This window comes from Modicisalibacter radicis, assembly GCF_900961225.1.
Taxonomy (GTDB): Bacteria; Pseudomonadota; Gammaproteobacteria; order Pseudomonadales; family Halomonadaceae; genus Modicisalibacter.
In genome coordinates this window covers 78516-97196 of sequence record NZ_CAAHFN010000054.1, presented here as the reverse complement: position 1 = coordinate 97196, position 18681 = coordinate 78516, and the positions used below count along the sequence as shown (strand labels likewise).

12 protein-coding genes are annotated in these 18681 nt (G+C 67.1%); 10 read left to right on the top strand and 2 right to left on the bottom strand.

What is annotated here, in order from left to right; translation table 11 throughout:
- Nucleotides 1–80: 80 nt before the first annotated feature.
- Complete coding sequence (locus tag HR9077_RS06040; RefSeq protein ID WP_244613066.1) at nucleotides 81–881, bottom strand: DUF481 domain-containing protein; 801 nt, start codon at nucleotides 879–881, stop codon at nucleotides 81–83.
- Nucleotides 882–961: 80 nt separating this feature from the next.
- Entirely contained in the window at nucleotides 962–3484 is a 2523-nt protein-coding gene (locus tag HR9077_RS06035) for a penicillin-binding protein 1A (RefSeq protein WP_136066126.1), read from the bottom strand.
- Between the two features lie 245 nt (nucleotides 3485–3729).
- Here HR9077_RS06035 and pilM point away from each other — a divergent pair, with 245 nt between their 5' ends.
- From pilM to HR9077_RS05980, 10 genes are all read left to right on the top strand, one after another.
- Nucleotides 3730–4791, top strand: coding sequence for a type IV pilus assembly protein PilM (gene pilM, locus HR9077_RS06030; protein WP_458692911.1), 1062 nt, complete (start codon nucleotides 3730–3732; stop codon nucleotides 4789–4791).
- Nucleotides 4788–5354: a PilN domain-containing protein gene (locus HR9077_RS06025; RefSeq protein WP_136066125.1), complete on the top strand. Its 567-nt coding sequence runs from the start codon at nucleotides 4788–4790 to the stop codon at nucleotides 5352–5354. The genes pilM and HR9077_RS06025 overlap by 4 nt, the downstream gene beginning before the upstream one ends.
- Nucleotides 5351–5989 (top strand): type IV pilus inner membrane component PilO, encoded by a 639-nt coding sequence (locus HR9077_RS06020; RefSeq protein ID WP_136066124.1) that lies wholly within the window; start codon nucleotides 5351–5353, stop codon nucleotides 5987–5989. The genes HR9077_RS06025 and HR9077_RS06020 overlap by 4 nt, the downstream gene beginning before the upstream one ends.
- Nucleotides 5986–6558, top strand: a complete 573-nt coding sequence (locus tag HR9077_RS06015; RefSeq protein WP_136066123.1) for a pilus assembly protein PilP — start codon at nucleotides 5986–5988, stop codon at nucleotides 6556–6558. The genes HR9077_RS06020 and HR9077_RS06015 overlap by 4 nt, the downstream gene beginning before the upstream one ends.
- A 31-nt stretch (nucleotides 6559–6589) precedes the next feature.
- On the top strand, nucleotides 6590–8674 hold the full coding sequence (pilQ, locus tag HR9077_RS06010; RefSeq protein WP_136066122.1) for a type IV pilus secretin PilQ: 2085 nt from the start codon (nucleotides 6590–6592) through the stop codon (nucleotides 8672–8674).
- Nucleotides 8674–9216, top strand: a complete 543-nt coding sequence (gene aroK, locus HR9077_RS06005) for a shikimate kinase AroK (protein ID WP_136066121.1) — start codon at nucleotides 8674–8676, stop codon at nucleotides 9214–9216. The genes pilQ and aroK overlap by 1 nt, the downstream gene beginning before the upstream one ends.
- A gap of 5 nt (nucleotides 9217–9221) precedes the next feature.
- Complete coding sequence (gene aroB / locus HR9077_RS06000; RefSeq protein WP_136066120.1) at nucleotides 9222–10331, top strand: 3-dehydroquinate synthase; 1110 nt, start codon at nucleotides 9222–9224, stop codon at nucleotides 10329–10331.
- 456 nt (nucleotides 10332–10787) lie between these two features.
- Nucleotides 10788–15239 (top strand): glutamate synthase large subunit, encoded by a 4452-nt coding sequence (gene gltB, locus HR9077_RS05995; RefSeq protein ID WP_136066119.1) that lies wholly within the window; start codon nucleotides 10788–10790, stop codon nucleotides 15237–15239.
- Between the two features lie 17 nt (nucleotides 15240–15256).
- Nucleotides 15257–16675 carry an FAD-dependent oxidoreductase gene (locus HR9077_RS05990; RefSeq protein ID WP_136066118.1) on the top strand — a complete coding sequence of 473 codons (1419 nt, stop codon included), beginning with the start codon at nucleotides 15257–15259 and terminating at the stop codon, nucleotides 16673–16675.
- Between the two features lie 355 nt (nucleotides 16676–17030).
- Nucleotides 17031–18680, top strand: coding sequence for a CTP synthase (locus HR9077_RS05980; protein ID WP_136066116.1), 1650 nt, complete (start codon nucleotides 17031–17033; stop codon nucleotides 18678–18680).
- Nucleotide 18681 lies beyond the last annotated feature (1 nt).

Here is an 18681-nt window from a genome sequence, read left to right as displayed (position 1 = left end):
CGCCGGGGTCCTGCCTGCCCGATTGAAAGAAGCCGGCCCCGGGGCCGGCTTCTTGCGCTGCGCAGTGCGTTTGCGGCGGGCTACCAGCGGTAGAGCAGCGACGCCGCGGTGGTGCGGTCGGTGTTGGCCTCGGCCCCGTCGGGGGGCTGGGAGTTGTGCTTGATCTCGTGGGACAGGCGCAACGCGAGATGGGCGTTCAACTGCGCGGTTACCGCCGAGAAGGTGCGGGTGGTGACGTTCTGGTGGGTTCCCTCGACCGACAGCTCCTGCTGGAAGTTGGAGCCTTCGCTGAAGTCCCACTGGTAATCCAGCGCGCCGTAACCCACCGCCAGGTCGTTGCCTTCGCCGTTTTCCAGCTCGTCATGGCGATACCCCGGTCCGGCCTCCAGCGACAGCACGTGATCGGGCCCGGCGAGCAGCTGGCGGCCGTAACCGGCGATGGTCGTGAACTGGTAGTCGTAGCCGCTGAAGCGGTCCTTTTCCCAGCGCGTGAAGCCGAACAGATAGTGCGGCCCCTCGAGCTCGTAGCGTTCGCGCCCGCCGAGCAGGTACTGCTCGGCGCTGGTGTTGTCGTTTTCCTCGACCTTGCGCGTCTCGCCGCGCAGGGTGTGGGTCCAGCGTCCGGTCAGCCAGGTCAGGCGCCCCTTGGCGAGCAGCGTCGAGCTATCGGTATTGCCCGACAGGCTGGTGTAGCCGAGCTCGGCCTGGCCGGTGAATTCCGGCGCGTCGTCTTCGGGGGCCGGGGGCGCGTAGAACAGCGAGTCCTGAGCGGGCGACAGGGATGTATACAGCAGGCACAGCACGGCCACTGCGGCGCTCAGGCCCGGCGTCTGGGTTGCTGTGGCGATCAGCCGCGGCATGTTGGGCTCCTGGTTCGTCACGTCGTATCCAAGCCCGCCGGCACGCGGGCGACGGCGGGCACGAGCCGACGACGGAGCGTCGCCGGCAGAGGCGGGCGTGCCTAGAAAATCGCTTCGTAGGTGCCGGTTCCCTGCGAGCCGCTGCTGTCCTCCAGCTCGCTGTCGATGCGTCGCGGCGCGTAGTCGGGGAGATTGCCCTCCCGGAATATCTCCTCGATGCCGCCCGCCTGGTCGTCGTGCAGGCGCCGCCCGGTGTCCGGGTCGATGCGTGCCGTGACGATGCCCTCGGGGCGCTCGGGGGCGACTTCCGGGGTGCCCTCGAGGGCCGGGCGCATGAACAGCTTCCAGATCGGCAGCGCCGCCTGCGAGCCGTATTCACCGGTACTCTCGTTGTTGTCCTTGCCGACCCACACGGTGGCGACCAGCTGGTTGTTGAAGCCCGAGAACCAGGCGTCGCGCTGATCGTTGGTGGTGCCGGTCTTGCCGACGATGTCGCTGCGCTCGAGATCCAGCGCGCCGCGGCCGGTGCCGCGCTCGATGACGTCGCGCATGATGTCGCGCAGGATGTACAGCGCCTGCGGGTCGACCACGCGGGGGGCGACCGGGTAGCGCTTGCCGTCGATACGGGTTTCCTCGACCTCGGTGCTGCAGTCGCGGCAGGCGACCCGGGGCGTGTACTCGAGCAGCGGCTGCTGCTCGCCGGTCTTGTCGATGCGCTGGATGTACCAGGGCGCGACCTTGAAGCCGCCATTGGCGAGGATCGCATAGGCATTGGCCATTTCCAGCGGGCTCAGCGAGGCGCTGCCCAGTGCCAGCGAAAGGCCGTGGGGCAGGCGGCCATCGGCGAAGCCGAAGTTCTCGAGAAAGCGCAGCGCGTTGTCCAGCCCCAGCGTCTGCAGCACGCGGATCGTCACCAGGTTGCGCGACTGGTAGAGCCCCACGCGCAGTCGTGTCGGACCGCGGAACTCGCCTTCGGCGTTCTCGGGGCGCCAGGAGCCGCCCATGTCGCTCATCACCACCGGCGCGTCGTTGACCACCGTGGCGGCGGTCATGTTGCCCTCCTGCAGCGCCGCCAGATAGATGAACGGCTTGAAGATCGAGCCGGCCTGGCGCTGGGCCTGGGTGGCGCGGTTGAAACTGCTGGCCTCGAAGCTGAAGCCGCCCTGTAGCGCGCGGATCGCGCCGGTCTGCGGGTCGAGGGCGACGATCGCGCCCTCGGCGCCGGGCTTCTGCGACAGTCGCCAGCCGTCCTCGGTCTCGAGGATGCGGATCAGCGAGCCGCGCTCGGCGATCGCCGCGGCGTTGGCGGGTACCTCGCCGCGCCATTTGGGGCTCTTGTACTCGCGCGCCCACTTGAGGCCGTCCCAGTCGAGCGTGACCAGTTCGCCATCGTCGGTCAGCACCTGCATCCGGTGCTCGTCGGTGGCGACCACGATGGCCGGCCGCAGCGGGCCGAGATCGGGGGTGCGCTCGAGCACCTTGAGCCAGTTGCTGACGTCGCCGTCGATACCGCTGACCTGGGTCTGGCTGCTCTGGGCGGCCTGGCGCGCGGTCTCGATCACTTCGGGGGATTCGCCGAGTTCCTCCTCAAGACCCGCCTTCTGGGTCTGGTCCTGGGCCTCGACCAGGCTCGGCGGGATGTCGGTCTGTTCGGCGCCGCGCCAGCCGTGGCGCAGGTCGTAGTCGATCAGGCCCTGGATCAGTGCCTGGCGGGCGTCGGTCTGCAGCTGGCTGTCGAGCGTGGTGGTGATCCGGTAGCCGCCGGTATAGGCATCGTCGCCGAAGCGCTCGACGGCGAACTGGCGGGCCATCTCGGAAACGTAGGAGGCCTCGACCTCGACCTGGGTCGTGTGCGGGCGGGCGCTGAGCGGCTGCTTGACGGCCTGGTCGTAGGTGGCCTGGTCGATATAGCCGAGATCGCGCATGCGATAGAGAATCCAGTTGCGGCGGATCAGCGAGCGCTCGGGATTGGCCAGCGGGTTGAGCGCCGAAGGCGCCTTGGGCAGGCCGGCGATCATCGCCTTCTCGGCCAGGGTCAGCTCGGCCAGCGGCTTGTCGTAGTAGGTGGTGGCCGCGGCGGCGATCCCGTAGGCGCGGTTGCCCAGGTAGATCTTGTTGACGTAGAGCTCGAAGATCTCCTGCTTGGAGAGAATCTGCTCCATCTGCAGCGACAGCAGGATCTCGCGGATCTTGCGGGTGAAGGTCCGGTCCAGGGTCAGCAGATAGTTGCGCGCCACCTGCATGGTGATGGTGCTGCCGCCGGACTGGATGTTGCCGCCGCTGGCGATCAGCTCGATCGCGGCCCGCGCCAGGCCCTTGGGGTCGACCCCGGGGTGCTCGAAGAAGCTGGCATCCTCGGCGGCCAGGAAGGCCTGCACCATGTCCTGGGGGATCGTTTCGAAGTCGACCGGCACCCGGCGCTCCTCGCCGAATTCGCCGATCAGCTTGTCGTCCCGGGTATAGATGCGCAACGGGGTCTGCAGTTCGTAGCCCTGGAGTTGACGGACATCGGGCAGGCCGGGGGCGAAATACAGCGCGGCGCCGATGACGGCGAGTACTCCCGCAGCGCTCAGGGATAGCAGCAGCCAAAGGGCCGAAGTCAGCAGGCGTCTAAAAAGCTTCATGAAATGACAGTGTCCGTGGTGTTCGATTGGCGGTCGGGCTGCGAGGAGCGAGGCTATCCATTGAACTGCGCATTATAGGAAGCCGCGATGCCGGTAACCAGCGTTGACGACAAAACGCCGGCTCTCATGTGTAAACGCGGTATACATCAGGTAACCTCACCCCCTCGGGACTGAAGCGTTTGCCGTTTTCGGCCGATACATAACGATAACGCAGTAATGCGAACTGATTGCGCAGGGGTATGCCATTGTTGGGTCTGGGGAAGTCCGGCAAGGGACTGATCGGCATCGATATCACGTCGGCCACCGTCAAGCTGATCGAGCTCAAGCGGGCCGGCCGTGATTATCGGGTCGACAGCTATGCGGTGCGACCGTTGCGCGAAGGGGTGGTCGTCGAACGCCGCATCCGTCGGATGAGCGAAGTCGTCGAGGCCATCCGTCGCGCCGTCGATCAGGCGCGTCCGCACTCCAGACAGGTCGCCGTCGCCGTCCCCGCCAGCGCGGCGATCACCAAGACCCTGACACTGCCCGCCTCGCTGAGCGACGACGAGATCGAGGCACGCATTCAACTCGACTCCGACAAGCACATTCCCTTTCCGTTCAACGAGGTCGCCTTCGATTTTCAGCGCCTGGGGTTGAATGCGCGCTTCGCCGACCAGCAGGACGTCCTGCTGGTGGCATGCCGCCAGCAGGACGTCAGCCAGTTGACCGAGGCGGTGATGCAGGCGGGGCTGGAGCCGGCCGCGGTGGATGTCGAGACCTTCGCCACCGAGCGGGCCTTCGGCGAGCTGCGGCATCAGTTCCCGCACATCGGCGACGATCAGTGCGTGGCACTGGTCGATATCGGCGCCAACATGAACGCCTTCCACGTGCTGCGCGGCGGGCGGATCATCTATAGCCGCGATACGGTGTTCGGCGGCCGTCAGCTGACCGAGGAGATCCGCAGCCGCTACGGGCTGAGCTTCGAGGAGGCCGGTCTGGCCAAGAAGCGCGGCGGCCTGCCGGAGGACTACCAGGACGACGTGCTCGCCCCCTTCCTCGATACGCTGGTCCAGCAGATCGGACGCTCGCTGCAGCTGTATTACACGGCGGGTCGCAATCCCGAGGTCACCCAGTTGATCCTGGCCGGTGGCTCGAGCGTGATTCCCGGGCTCAAGGAGCGCTTGAGCGAGGACAGCGGCCTGGCGATCGAGGTGGCCAATCCCTTCCTGCGCATGGCGATCAACTCGCGCATCGATATCCATACCCTGGCCAGCGACGCCCCGGCGATGCTCACCGCCTGCGGGCTGGCGATGAGGGTGAGCTCATGACCATCGAAATCAACCTGCTGGCCTGGCGCGAGGCGCGCCGCGATCAGCGCAGCAAGCGCTTCCAGCGGGTTCTCGGCCTCTCGGCGCTGGTGGGCATCGGTGCCGGCTGGCTGGTATCGGCCTTCTACCAGCATCAGCTCGACGTCCAGCAGCAGCGCAACCAGTACATCGAGGCGCAGGGCCAGCAACTCGACCGGGACATCAGTACGCTGCGCGAGTTTCGCGAGACCCGCGAGCGGATGCTGACCCAGATCGAGCTGATTCGCGAGCTGCAGTTCAGTCGCCCGCAGACGGTGCGCGTGTTCAACCAGCTGGTGACCAGCCTCGAGGACGGCGTCTACTACACCCGCCTGTCCCGGGAAGGCGAACGACTGCGGCTCGCCGGGCTGGCCGAGACCAACCGTCAGGTCTCCGACCAGATGCGCGCGCTGGCCGCCCGCGAGGCGCTCGGGGTGCCGACGCTGGCGGAAGTCGAGACCACCGACGCCGGACGACGGCGCTTCGACATGACCGTCGATGAGGTGCCTGGCGAGCCGGCCCTGGCCCGGGAGGCGCGGCCATGAGCATGAGCGTCAAGCTGAAGGCCGAGTGGCAGCGCCTGCGCGGCGTCGACTGGCGCGAGCTCGACCTGCGCGAGGCCGGGCGCTGGCCGGTATCGCTGCAGGCGATCTGCTGCGCGCTGGCGCTGACGGTACTCTTCTGGGGTGTTTATCATTTCATCGCCGCGCCCAAGATGGCGCGTTTCGAGCAGGCGCGGGCGCAGGAGCGGACGCTGCTTCAGCAATATGAGAGCAAGGCCTACCAGACCGCCAACCTGCCGGCGATGCGCGGGCAGATGACGACCCTGGAGTCGCGCATGGCCGAGCTGCTGGAGATGCTGCCGACCGGCGCCGAGGTGCCGTCGCTGCTCGACAACATCAGCGATACCGCGCTGCAAAACCAGTTGTCCATCGATTTCATCCGCCTGCGCAGCCCGGTGGTCCAGGCGTTCTACATCGAGCAGCCGTTCGACATTCAGGTGCGCGGCGACTATCACCGCATCGCCGCGTTTCTCTCGGGGGTCGCCGGGTTGCCGCGCATCGTCACCCTGCACGACTTCACCCTGGTGCCGATCGAGGGCCAGGACACCCTGCGGCTGTCGATGCTGGCCAAGACCTACAACCATCGCGAACCGTCGGCCGAGGAGAAGTCGCCATGACGCGCTGGTCGCCACTGCGCTGGGCGCCACCGCGCTGGCCCTGCTGTCTCGCGCTGCTCGCGGTGACGCTGCTGGCCGGTTGCGGCGATGCCCGGCTCGATGCGCTCGACCAGCGCCTGGCGGCGCTGCGCGCCAAGCCCAGCGGCGAGCTCCCGGCGCTGCCCGAGACGCCGGACTATCGGCCGGTCACCTACGATCAGGCGGGTGCGCGCAGCCCGTTCCAGCCGGAGCGGCCGGCCACCGACGATGCCGGCGCCAACGGCAACGACCTTGCGCCGGATAGGAGCCGGCCCCGCGAGGCGCTCGAGCGCTTCGCGCTCGACGCGCTGACGCTGGTCGGCACGCTCGCGGTCGACGGGCGCCATTCGGCGCTGGTTCGCGACCCCGAAGGCAAGGTCCACCGCGTCTACGCGGGGATGCACCTTGGCACCGACTTCGGTCGCATCACCAAGATCACCGATCGCGACATTCATCTGGTGGAGATCGTCTCCAACGGTCAGGGCGGCTGGGTGGAGCGCCGCCGCACGCTTTCGCTCGCTAACAAGGCCGGGACACGGCAGCGGGATTGACCCGCCGGCAAGTCGGTTACAGGGGAACGACATGAGGGGATTGATTGGCACGCTGCTGACGTTGGGGCTGTGTGCGCTGGCCGGGCCGGCGCTGGCCGCGTCGACGCTGACGGCCTTGGATTTCGAGCAGCGCAGCGACGGCGGGCTGGAAGTCATGCTGCGCTTTGCGGATGGGGTACCCGAGGTTCGCGGCTACCGAATCGATTCGCCGCCGCGCCTGGCCATCGATCTGATGGATACCCTCAACGAACTCGACCAGCAGCGCTTCGAGCTGGGCCTCGCCGGGGTTGACAACATCGTGGCCCTGGCGGCGGGCGACCGCACCCGGCTGGTGCTGACGCTCGATCGGGCGCTGCCCTACGCCACCCGAGAGCAGGGCGATACCCTGTTGCTGCGGCTGGGAGAAGGCGTCGACGCTGCGATGCCGAATGCGCAGCGTGCGGGCGAGGCCGACTCCGCGGCATCCCCGGCGCCATCCGCAAGCGTGTCGAACGCGCGGGAGCCGCGGATCACCGATATCGACTTCCGGCGCGGCGACGACGACGCCAGTCGGCTGGTGGTGACCTTCGATCGCGACGGCATCGACGCCCGGGTCAGCGAACGCGGCGGGCGGATCGTCGCGACCCTCGACGATGTCGCACTGCCGGCCGAGTGGAACCAGGTGCTCGACGTCAGCGATTTCGGGACGCCGATGCAGCGTATCGTGCCGCAGGGCGGCGCGGAGGACACCACGCTGGCTATCACCACCCGGGGCGAGTACACGCTGCTGTCGACCCAGAGCGGCCGTCAGCTGGTCGTCGAGGCCAGGCCGGTCAGCCGTGCCGAACAGCGCGAGCGCGAACGCGAGCGTTTCCCCTACACCGGCAAGCGCATCACGCTCAACTTCCAGGACATCCAGGTCCGCGAAGTGCTGTCGATCATCGGCGAGTTCACCGGGCTCAACGTGGTGGCCAGCGACAGCGTGCAGGGCAGCGTGACCCTCAACCTGCAGGACGTGCCCTGGGATCAGGCGCTCGACCTGGTGCTCAAGAGCCATGGCCTGGCCAGCCGCCAGTCGGGCAACGTGCTGGTGGTCGCCCCGGCCGACGAGCTGGCGGCGATGGAGCGCCAGGAACTCGAGGCCCAGGCCCAGCAGCAGGAGCTCGTGCCGCTGACCACCCAGTACATCCAGGTGCGCTACGCCAAGGCCGGCGAGCTGGCCAGCCTGCTGCGTGGCGAGAATGGCCTGGGGCTGCTCTCCGAGCGTGGCCGGGTCAGCGTCGACGCGCGCACCAATACGCTGCTGCTGCAGGAGACCCCCGAGCAGATCGAGGCGATCCGCCGGACGCTGGATCAGCTCGACATCCCGGTGCGCCAGGTGCAGATCGAGGCGCGTATCGTCATCGCCCGCGACAGCGCGACCCAGGAGCTGGGCGTCAACTGGGGGCTGTCGTCGCCGCAGGGCAGCCGTTTCGATCTCGACGGGGCCGCCGACGGCGATGCGTCGACGGTGCCCACCACCGGCAACGACCCGGCCTCCTACGGCGGCGGGCTGGCGGTCGACCTGGGCAACGACGTCAGCCCCGCCTCGGCGTTCAGCTTCGGCTACCTGTCCGGCGACATCCTGCTCGATCTCGAGCTGCGCGCGCTGGAAAGCGAGGGCAAGAGCCAGACCATCTCGCAACCCAAGGTGATCACCGCCAACCAGCAGACCGCGGTCATCAAGCAGGGCCAGGAGATTCCCTACCAGGAGGCCACCTCGAGCGGCGCGACCAACGTCGAGTTCAAGGAGGCGGTGCTGTCGCTGGAGGTCACCCCGCAGATCACTCCCGACGACCGCATCATCATGGACCTGACCATCAACAACGACGACGTGTCCAGCACCCAGTACGAAGGCGCGCCGGCCATCGACACCAACGAGATCCAGACCCAGGTACTGGTCAACAACGGCGAAACGGTGGTGCTGGGCGGTATCCTGACCACCGAACAGCTGCGCAATCTGTTCAAGACGCCCTTCCTCGGCGACCTGCCTTTCCTCGGACATCTATTCCGCTATACCGAGGAGAGCAATGAGAAGGTAGAATTGTTAGTCTTCATTACTCCGAAGATCATCGAGGACAATCTGGCGATCCACTGATGCAGGGTTTTCCCAACATATTCCTGGTCGGCCCCATGGGGGCCGGCAAAAGCACCATCGGCCGCCTCCTGGCGGCCGAGTTGCAGCGCGATTTCCTGGATAGCGATCATGCGATCCAGGCGCGTTGTGGTGCGGATATTCCCTGGATCTTCGACATCGAGGGCGAGGCCGGCTTTCGCGAGCGCGAAGTGGCGATGATCGACGAACTCACCGGGCGCTCCGGCGTGGTGCTGGCGACCGGCGGCGGGGCGGTGATGAACGAGGTCAATCGCCGCGCGTTGCGCGAACGCGGCACGGTGGTCTACCTCTACACCACGGTCGAGCAGCAGTTGCGCCGCACCGCCAAGGACCGCAACCGCCCTTTGCTGCGCAACAAGGATCCCGAGGCGGTATTGCGCGGGCTGTTCGAGTTGCGCGATCCGCTGTACCGCGCCACCGCCGACCTGGTGGTGCGCACCGACCGACGCGGCCCGCGGGCGGTCGTCAACGATATCCTCAAGCGTGTCGAGCGCCTCGTCGACCCGCTGCAAGCCAAGGTGTAGATACCATGTCCGTGCTCGCCGCTCCCGCCATCCGTACCCTGACCGTCGAACTGGGCGAGCGCAGCTACCCGATCCACGTCGGCCCCGGATTGCTCGGCAATCCCGCCCACCTGCGCCCCTACCTGGCCGGCAATCAGGTGATGATCGTCACCAACGAGGCCGTCGCGCCGCTGTATCTCGATGCGCTCGAGCGCGGGCTCGGCGAGGGCCTGACGGTGCGTCAGGTAATCCTGCCCGACGGCGAGCAGACCAAGACGCTGGCCTCGGTGGAGCGTATCTGGGACGCCCTGCTCGAGGCCGGCTTCAATCGTCGCTGCACGCTGATTGCGCTCGGCGGCGGGGTGGTCGGCGACATGACCGGCTACGCCGCGGCCTGTTACCAGCGCGGCGTGGCCTTCATCCAGGTGCCGACCACGCTGCTCGCCCAGGTCGACTCCTCGGTGGGGGGCAAGACCGGCGTCAACCATCCGCGCGGCAAGAACATGATCGGCGCCTTCTGGCAGCCCCGCGCGGTGCTCGTCGACACCGCCACCCTGCACAGCCTGCCGCCGCGCGAACTGTCGGCGGGGCTCGCCGAGGTGATCAAGTACGGGCTGATTCGCGATATCGACTTCCTGGCCTGGCTGGAAGCCCACATGGCCGCGCTGCGCGGACTGGACGACGCCCTGCTCAGCGAGGCGATCCTGCGCAGCTGCGCGACCAAGGCGGCGATCGTCGTCGAGGACGAGACCGAGCAGGGGGTGCGCGCGCTGCTCAACCTGGGGCATACCTTCGGCCATGCCATCGAAACGCACCAGGGCTACGGTGCCTGGCTGCACGGCGAGGCCGTGGCCACTGGCATGGCCATGGCCGCCGCGCTGTCGCGCCGGCTCGGCTGGCTGAGCGCCGCGGATGTCGAGCGCAGCGAGACGCTGCTGCACGCCGCCGGTCTGCCCACCGCCGCGCCGGCGGCGATGAGCGGCGACGACTTCATCGCCCGCATGCGGCTGGACAAGAAGAACCTCGACGAACGGATCCGTCTGGTGCTGTTGAGTGAGCTCGGCGATGCCTGCATCCATGATCGGACCCCGCCGGACGAACTGCGGGCCTTTATCGAGAGTTATCCGCGCGCCTGAAGAATCCACCGACCGGGGCCGGACAGGCCGGCGTCGCAACCCGCCTGGAAAAATCCCGGCGGGTTTTTTGTGTCGGGCTGACGCCGTGAGTCGATTGCCTCTATTCGCATGGCGTATGCAGGATTGGCATGGACCTCATCGTGGTCGATACTGGGGTTGGCCGGCCTTTTTCTGCCGCCGGAGGGTGGTCTGCGCGCTTGCCCGGGGCCATGGATAAGCCATTGAGTGGCTTGGAAATTATCGCTAGATTGGCGGTAAGCGCGCGTTTTTTCGGGGAATTTTCGGGGCCGGTCGGCGAGGGCGGGAATTGCGCCGGAAGGCGAGACTGGCTATTCTGGTCGGCCCTTTGGCACCCGAACACGGCCTGAAAAAGGCCCTAAAAATTATAAAAAACCAATAAATATACCGCTATTTTAATCTGGACACAAGTCCCCCGGATTTCTGTGAGGCACGCCCATGATGAGAGGTCTCCACCAGCCTGGCGAGTTCCGCGATAACTGTGGCTTCGGCCTGATCGCCCATATGCAAGGCCAGGCCAGCCATGACCTGCTGAAAACCGCCATCGAGTCGCTGACCTGCATGACTCACCGTGGCGGGATCGCCGCCGATGGCAAGACCGGCGACGGCTGCGGCCTGCTGTTCACCATGCCCATCGGCTTCATGCGGGCCCTGGCGCGCGACTCGCTGGGTGTCGAACTGGGCGCGCGCTTTGCCGTGGGCTGCATCTTCCTGCCCGACGACGACGCCCGCGAGGCACGTGCCCGCGAGGTGCTCGAAGCCGAACTGACGGCCCGCGGGGTCAGCGTGCGCGGCTGGCGCGACGTGCCGGTCGACCCGAGTGTCTGCGGGCCGATGGCGCTCGAGTGCCTGCCGCGCATCCGGCAGATCTTCGTCGAGCCCAGCGACGATCGCCTCGACCAGGCGTTCAACGTCGATCTGTTCATGGCGCGTCGCCAGGCCGAAGAGAAATTGCGCGACGACGAGGACTTCTATGTCTGCTCGCTGTCGACCAAGGTCGTTTCCTACAAGGGCCTGATGATGCCCGTCGACCTGCCGAACTTCTATCGCGACCTGGGCGACGAGCGTCTCGAGACCTCGATCTGCGTGTTCCACCAGCGCTTCTCGACCAACACCGCGCCGCGCTGGCCGCTCGCCCAGCCGTTCCGCTTTCTCGCCCACAATGGCGAGATCAACACCATCGAGGCCAACCGCGGCTGGGCCAACTCGCGCAAGGAAAACTTCGTCAACGAGCTGCTGCCCGACATCACCGAGCTCGACGAGATCGTCAACACCCACGGCTCCGACTCCTCGAGCATGGACAACATGCTCGAGGTGCTGATGACCGGCGGCATGGATCTGTACAACGCCATCCGCATGATGGTCCCGCCGGCCTGGCAGAACGTCGAGACCATGGACGGCGAGCTGCGTGCCTTCTACGAATACAATTCCATGCACATGGAGCCGTGGGACGGCCCCGCCGGCCTGGTGATGACCGACGGCCGCCACGCGGTGTGCATGCTCGACCGCAACGGCCTGCGCCCGGCGCGCTGGGTGATCACCGACAACGGCTACATCACGCTCTCCTCGGAGATCGGCGTGCACGACTACCAGCCCGAGGAGGTGGTCGCCAAGGGGCGCGTGGGGCCGGGCCAGATCCTGGGTATCGATACCGAGACCGGCGAGGTGCTGCACACCGCCGACGTCGACAATCGCCTCAAGTCGGCCTATCCGTACAAGCGCTGGCTCAAGGATCACGCCCACTACCTGGAGTCGGCGCTCACCGAGCTGGCGCGCTTCCAGCCGTTCGAGCCGGACGCGCTGAGCATCTACCAGAAGATGTTTCAGATCACCAACGAGGAGCGCGAGCAGTTGCTGCGCCCGTTGGCCGAGAGCGGCCAGGAGGCGGTCGGCTCGATGGGCGACGATACGCCGATGGCGGTGCTGTCGCGCCAGGGCCGGCTGCTGACCGACTACTTCCGCCAGAAGTTCGCCCAGGTCACCAACCCGCCGATCGATCCGCTGCGCGAAGCGATCGTGATGTCGCTGGAGACCTGCTGCGGGGCCGAGCTCAACGTCTTCGAGGCGACCCCCGAGCATGCCCACCGGTTGATCCTGACCACCCCGGTGCTCTCGCCGCGCAAGTTCACCGCGCTGGTCACCCAGGACGATCCGGCGTTTCGCAGCCACACCCTGCAGCTTGCCTACGATCCCGAACAGACGGGGCTCAAGCAGGCGCTGCTGGCGCTCTGCGATCGGGCCGAGCAGGCCACCCGCGACGGGGCGGTGATCCTGGTCCTCTCCGACGCCGAACTCGACAAGGGCAAGCTGCCGATCCACGCGGCACTGGCCACCGGTGCGATCCATCATCACCTCGGCCGCCGGGCGCTGCGCCCGCGGATCAACATCGTGGTCGAGACCGGCTATGCCCGCGACGCCCACCAGATGGCGGTGCTGTTCGGTGTCGGCGCGACCGCGGTCTATCCGTACCTGGCCTACCAGGTGATGGCCGACATGCATCGCCGTGGCGAGCTCACCGGCAACCCGGCGGATACCCGCGAGAACTATCGCAAGGGCCTGCAGAAGGGGCTGTTCAAGATCCTCTCGAAGATGGGCATCTCGACACTGGCTTCCTACCGCGGCTCGCAGCTGTTCGAGGCGGTGGGGCTGTCGTCCGAGGTCATGGAGCTGTGCTTCGATGGCATGATGTCGCGCATCGAGGGCACCGGTTTCGCCGAGCTCCAGCTGCAGCAGGAACTGCTGGCCCGCGATGCCTGGATCCCGCGCAAGACCATCCGCCAGGGCGGCCTGATCAAGTACGTGCACCAGCACGAATACCACGCCTACAACCCCGATATCGTCATGTCCCTGCAGGAAGCGGTGCAGCAGGGCGATTACGCCAAGTGGAAGAAGTTCGCCCGCCTGGTCAACGAGCGCCCGGTGGCGACCATCCGCGACCTGCTCGAGCTCAAGCCGGCCCCCGAGCCGCTGCCGCTCGACGAGGTCGAGCCGGTCGAGACGCTGCTGCCGCGCTTCGACAGTGCCGGGATGTCGCTGGGCGCGCTGTCGCCGGAGGCTCACGAAGCGCTCGCCCAGGCCATGAACGAGACCGGCGGGCGCTCCAACTCGGGCGAGGGCGGCGAGGATCCGGCGCGCTACGGCACCATCCGCAGCTCGAAGATCAAGCAGATCGCCTCCGGGCGCTTCGGCGTCACCCCGGCCTACCTGGTCAATGCCGAGGTGCTGCAGATCAAGGTCGCCCAGGGCGCCAAGCCCGGCGAGGGCGGCCAGTTGCCGGGCAGCAAGGTCAACGAGATGATCGGGCGGCTGCGCTACGCGGTGCCCGGGGTGACGCTGATCTCGCCGCCGCCGCACCACGACATCTATTCCATCGAGGATCTGGCCCAGCTGATCTTCGATCTCAAGCAGGTCAATCCGGACGCCCAGGTGTCGGTCAAGCTGGTCTCCGAGCCGGGCATCGGCACCATCGCCACCGGCGTGGCCAAGGCCTACGCCGACCTGATCACCGTGTCGGGCTATGACGGCGGCACCGCGGCCAGCCCGCTGACCTCGATCAAGCACGCCGGCAGCCCCTGGGAGCTGGGCCTGCCCGAGGTCCATCAGGCGCTGCGCATCAACGGCCTGCGCGACAAGATCCGCCTGCAGACCGACGGTGGCCTGAAGACCGGACTCGACGTGGTCAAGGCGGCGATCCTCGGCGCCGAGAGCTTCGGCTTCGGCACCGCGCCGATGGTGGCGCTGGGCTGCAAGTACCTGCGCATCTGCCATCTCAACAACTGCGCCACCGGCGTCGCCACCCAGCATCAGTACCTGCGCGACGAGCATTTCCGCGGCACCGTCGACATGGTCAAGCACTACTTCCGCTTCATCGCCGAGGAGGTGCGCGAGCTGCTGGCACTGCTCGGCGTGCGTCAGCTCACCGAGCTGATCGGGCGTACCGACCTGCTCGCGGTGCTCGAGGGCGAGACGCCCTCCCAGCGCAAGCTCGACCTGAGCCCGCTGCTGACCAACGACTTCGTGCCCGCCGAGGCGCCGCAGTTCTGCCAGGTCAGCCGCAACGTGCCGCACGATCCGGGCGCCAAGAACCAGGAAGTGCTCGACGCGCTGATGCCGGCGATCGAGGCCCGCTCGGGCGGCGAGTTCGCGTTCCGCATCACCAACTGCGACCGCAGCGTGGGCGCGCGGGCTTCGGGCGAGATCGCCAAGCGCTACGGCGAGGAGGGGCTGGAAGAGACCCCGGTGGTGGCCCGCTTCACCGGCGTGGCGGGGCAGAGCTTCGGGGTGTGGAACGCCCGCGGCCTGCACCTCTACCTCGAGGGGGATGCCAACGACTACGTCGGCAAGGGCATGAACGGCGGCAAGGTGGTGATCGTGCCGCCCAGGGCCAGCCGTTTCAAATCCCACCAGACGGCGATCGTCGGCAACACCTGCCTGTACGGCGCCACCGGCGGCAAGCTGTTCGCCGCCGGCACCGCCGGCGAGCGCTTCGCGGTGCGCAACTCCGGCGTCCACGCGGTCGTCGAGGGCGCCGGCGATCACTGCTGCGAATACATGACCGGCGGCCTGGTCGCGGTGCTCGGCGAGACCGGCGTCAACTTCGGCGCGGGCATGACCGGGGGGTTCGCCTTCGTGCTCGACGAGGACCGTACCTTCGTCGACAAGTACAACCATGAACTGGTGGAGATTCATCGCATCAACACCGAGGTCATGGAAGCCTACCGGCGCTACCTGCGGGAGGTGATCGAGGAGTACGTCGCCGAGACCGACTCGTCCCGGGGGCACGAGATTCTCGACGACTTCTCCGAGTTCATCCGTCATTTCTGGCTGGTCAAGCCCAAGGCGGCAAGCCTGGGCGGACTGCTCGCCGAATCCCGCCGGCGGCCCGAGTAAGCAGAGGAGATACGCTCATGGCAAACCGTTTGGACAACGATTTCCAGTTCATAGATGTCGGCCGCCAGGACCCGAGCAAGAAGGACGCGCGCAAGCGGGCCAAGCAGTTCACCGAGATCTACGACCCGTACAAGCCCAGCGAGGCGGCCAGCCAGGCGCACCGCTGCCTGCATTGCGGCAATCCGTACTGCGAATGGAAGTGCCCGGTTCACAACTACATTCCCAACTGGCTGAAGCTGGTCAGCGAGGGCAACATCCTCGAGGCGGCGGAAATGTCGCACCGCACCAACACCCTGCCCGAGGTGTGCGGCCGGGTGTGCCCGCAGGATCGCTTGTGCGAGGGCGACTGCACCCTCAACGACGGCTTCGGCGCGGTGACCATCGGCTCGGTGGAGAAGTACATCACCGATACCGCCTTCGCCATGGGCTGGCGGCCCGACATGTCCAAGGTCGAATGGACCGACAAGCGCGTGGCGGTGATCGGCGCCGGCCCGGCCGGGCTGGGCTGCGCCGACATCCTGGTGCGCAACGGCGTCAAGCCGGTGGTGTTCGACCGCCACCCCGAGATCGGCGGCCTGCTGACCTTCGGCATTCCCGAGTTCAAGCTCGAGAAGAACGTCATGGAGCGGCGTCGCGCGGTGTTCGAGGAGATGGGCATGGAGTTCCGCCTGAACGTCGAGATCGGCCGCGACGTCACCATCGACGAGCTGCTCGACGAGTACGACGCGGTGTTCATGGGCATGGGCACCTACAAGTACATGCAGGGCGGCTTCCCCGGCGAGGACCTGCCCGGGGTGTACAAGGCGCTCGATTACCTGATCGCCAACGTCAACCACTGCCTGGGCTTCGAGAAGGACCCCGCCGACTACGTGTCGATGGAGGGCCGGCGCGTGGTGGTTCTGGGCGGCGGTGACACGGCGATGGACTGCAACCGCACGGCGATCCGCCAGGGCGCGATGGGCGTGACCTGCGCCTACCGGCGCGACGAGGAGAACATGCCCGGTTCCAAGCGCGAGGTGGCCAACGCCCGCGAAGAGGGCGTCGAGTTCCTGTTCAACCGCCAGCCGGTGGCGATCGTCGGCGAGGAGCGGGTCGAAGGCGTCAAGCTGGTGCGCACGCGCCTCGGCGAGCCCGACGAGAAGGGCCGGCGCAGCCCCGAGGTGGTGCCCGGTTCCGAAGAGGTACTGGCGGCGGACGCAGTGGTCATCGCCTTCGGCTTCCAGCCCAGCGAGATCGCCTGGTTCGAGGCGCAGAACATCGCCGTCGACGAGCGCGGCCGGGTGACCGCGCCGGAGCACGGCAGCTTCGCCTTCCAGACCAGCAACGAGAAGATCTTCGCCGGTGGCGACATGGTGCGCGGCTCCGACCTGGTGGTCACCGCGATCCACGAAGGCCGCCAGGCCGGCGAGGGCATCCTCGACTATCTGGGCGTCTGACGACGCCCGCTAGGGGCCACGAGCTGCGGGCCGCGAGCCACGGGCAAGACGCTTTGCGTCAGTCACGGGCTACGAGCCGCGAGCCACGGGCAAGACGCTTCGCGTCAGTCACGAGCTATGAGCCGCGAGCTACGAGCAGGGCGGAGTCATCATCCTGCCGTAGCCCGTAGCCCGTAGCCCGTAGCCCGTAGCCCGTAGCCCGTAGCCCGTAGCCCGTAGCCCGTAGCCCGTAGCCCGTAGCCCGTAGCCCGTAGCCCGTAGCCCAAATTGAGCCGCTGACGGTATTCTGCTACTCTGTCGTCCCATCCGGGCCGCTCCCACCAGGCCTTCTGACCCACGATTCGACAGGTTCTCCATGACACGATATATCTTCGTGACCGGCGGCGTTGTGTCCTCTCTCGGCAAGGGCATCGCGTCGGCCTCGCTGGCGGCAATCCTCGAGGCACGGGGCCTCAAGGTCACCATCCTCAAGCTGGATCCCTACATCAACGTCGATCCGGGCACCATGAGCCCGTTCCAGCACGGCGAGGTGTTCGTCACCGAGGATGGCGCGGAGACCGATCTCGACCTGGGCCACTACGAGCGCTTCATCCGCACCAAGATGACCCAGGACAACAACTTCACCACCGGTCGCGTCTACGAGCAGGTACTGCGCCGCGAGCGCCGCGGCGACTACCTGGGCGGCACCGTGCAGGTGATCCCGCATATCACCGACGAGATCAAGCGCCGCGTCTACGAGGGCGGCAAGGACTGCGACGTCGCGCTGGTGGAGATCGGCGGTACGGTGGGTGACATCGAGTCGCTGCCGTTTCTCGAGTCGATTCGTCAGATCCGCAGCGAGAAGGGCGCCAGCCAGGCGATCTTCATGCACCTGACGCTGGTGCCCTACATCAAGACCGCCGGCGAGACCAAGACCAAGCCGACCCAGCACAGCGTCAAGGAACTGCGCTCGATCGGCATCCAGCCGGACATCCTGATCTGCCGCAGCGAGGTCGAGCTCGAGGAGAGCGAGCGGCGCAAGATCGCGCTGTTCACCAACGTCGAGGAGCGTGCCGTCGTTCCGCTGCAGGACGCCGACACCATCTACCGCATCCCGCTGATGCTCCACGAGCACGGCCTCGACGAGATCGTCTGCGACAAGCTGCGTCTCGAGGCGCCGCCCGCCGACCTGGCCGAGTGGATCCACGTGCTCGACGCCAAGCTCAACCCGCTCAAGTCGATCAACATCGCCATGGTCGGCAAGTACATGGAGCTGCTCGACGCCTACAAGTCGCTCAACGAGGCGCTGATTCACGCCGGCATCCAGACCCGGGTCAAGGTCAACATCGACTACATCGACTCCGAGGACATCGAACGCCACGGCACCGAGCGTCTCGCCGGCAAGGATGCCATTCTGGTGCCGGGCGGCTTCGGCGAGCGCGGCGTGGAGGGCAAGATCGCCACCGCCCGCTACGCCCGCGAGAATAACGTGCCCTATCTGGGTATCTGCCTGGGGATGCAGGTCGCGGTGATCGAGTTCGCCCGCCACATCGCCGGCTGGGACGACGCCAACTCCACCGAGTTCACCCGCGACACCCAGCACCCGGTGGTCGGCCTGATCACCGAATGGCTCAGTCCCGAAGGCCGGATCGAGCTGCGTGACGAGGCCTCCGACCTGGGTGGCACCATGCGTCTGGGCGGCCAGGTGTGTCATCTCAAGGCGGGCTCGAGGGCGCGCGAGGTCTACGGCATGGACGCCATCACCGAGCGCCATCGCCACCGCTTCGAGGTCAACAACCAGTTCGTCGAGGCGCTCGAGGCCGCCGGACTGGTGGTCGCCGGCAAGAGCGTCGACAATTCACTGGTGGAGATGATCGAACTGCCCGACCACCCGTGGTTTCTGGCCTGTCAGTTCCATCCCGAATTCACCTCCACGCCGCGCGACGGTCACCCGCTGTTCACCGGCTTCGTCAATGCCGCGCTGGAGCACAAGGCCGCCCGCCAGCGTACCCAGGTCCCGGGCTGAG

What these genes read in the sequence shown, in the direction of transcription:
- HR9077_RS06035 (WP_136066126.1), bottom strand. Translation starts at nt 3,484, where the DNA reads ATGAAGCTTTTTAGACGCCTGCTGACTTCGGCCCTTTGGCTGCTGCTA.
- HR9077_RS06025 (WP_136066125.1), top strand. Translation starts at nt 4,788, where the DNA reads ATGACCATCGAAATCAACCTGCTGGCCTGGCGCGAGGCGCGCCGCGAT.
- HR9077_RS06020 (WP_136066124.1), top strand. Translation starts at nt 5,351, where the DNA reads ATGAGCATGAGCGTCAAGCTGAAGGCCGAGTGGCAGCGCCTGCGCGGC.
- HR9077_RS06015 (WP_136066123.1), top strand. Translation starts at nt 5,986, where the DNA reads ATGACGCGCTGGTCGCCACTGCGCTGGGCGCCACCGCGCTGGCCCTGC.
- pilQ (WP_136066122.1), top strand. Translation starts at nt 6,590, where the DNA reads ATGAGGGGATTGATTGGCACGCTGCTGACGTTGGGGCTGTGTGCGCTG.
- aroK (WP_136066121.1), top strand. Translation starts at nt 8,674, where the DNA reads ATGCAGGGTTTTCCCAACATATTCCTGGTCGGCCCCATGGGGGCCGGC.
- aroB (WP_136066120.1), top strand. Translation starts at nt 9,222, where the DNA reads ATGTCCGTGCTCGCCGCTCCCGCCATCCGTACCCTGACCGTCGAACTG.
- gltB (WP_136066119.1), top strand. Translation starts at nt 10,788, where the DNA reads ATGATGAGAGGTCTCCACCAGCCTGGCGAGTTCCGCGATAACTGTGGC.
- HR9077_RS05990 (WP_136066118.1), top strand. Translation starts at nt 15,257, where the DNA reads ATGGCAAACCGTTTGGACAACGATTTCCAGTTCATAGATGTCGGCCGC.
- HR9077_RS05980 (WP_136066116.1), top strand. Translation starts at nt 17,031, where the DNA reads ATGACACGATATATCTTCGTGACCGGCGGCGTTGTGTCCTCTCTCGGC.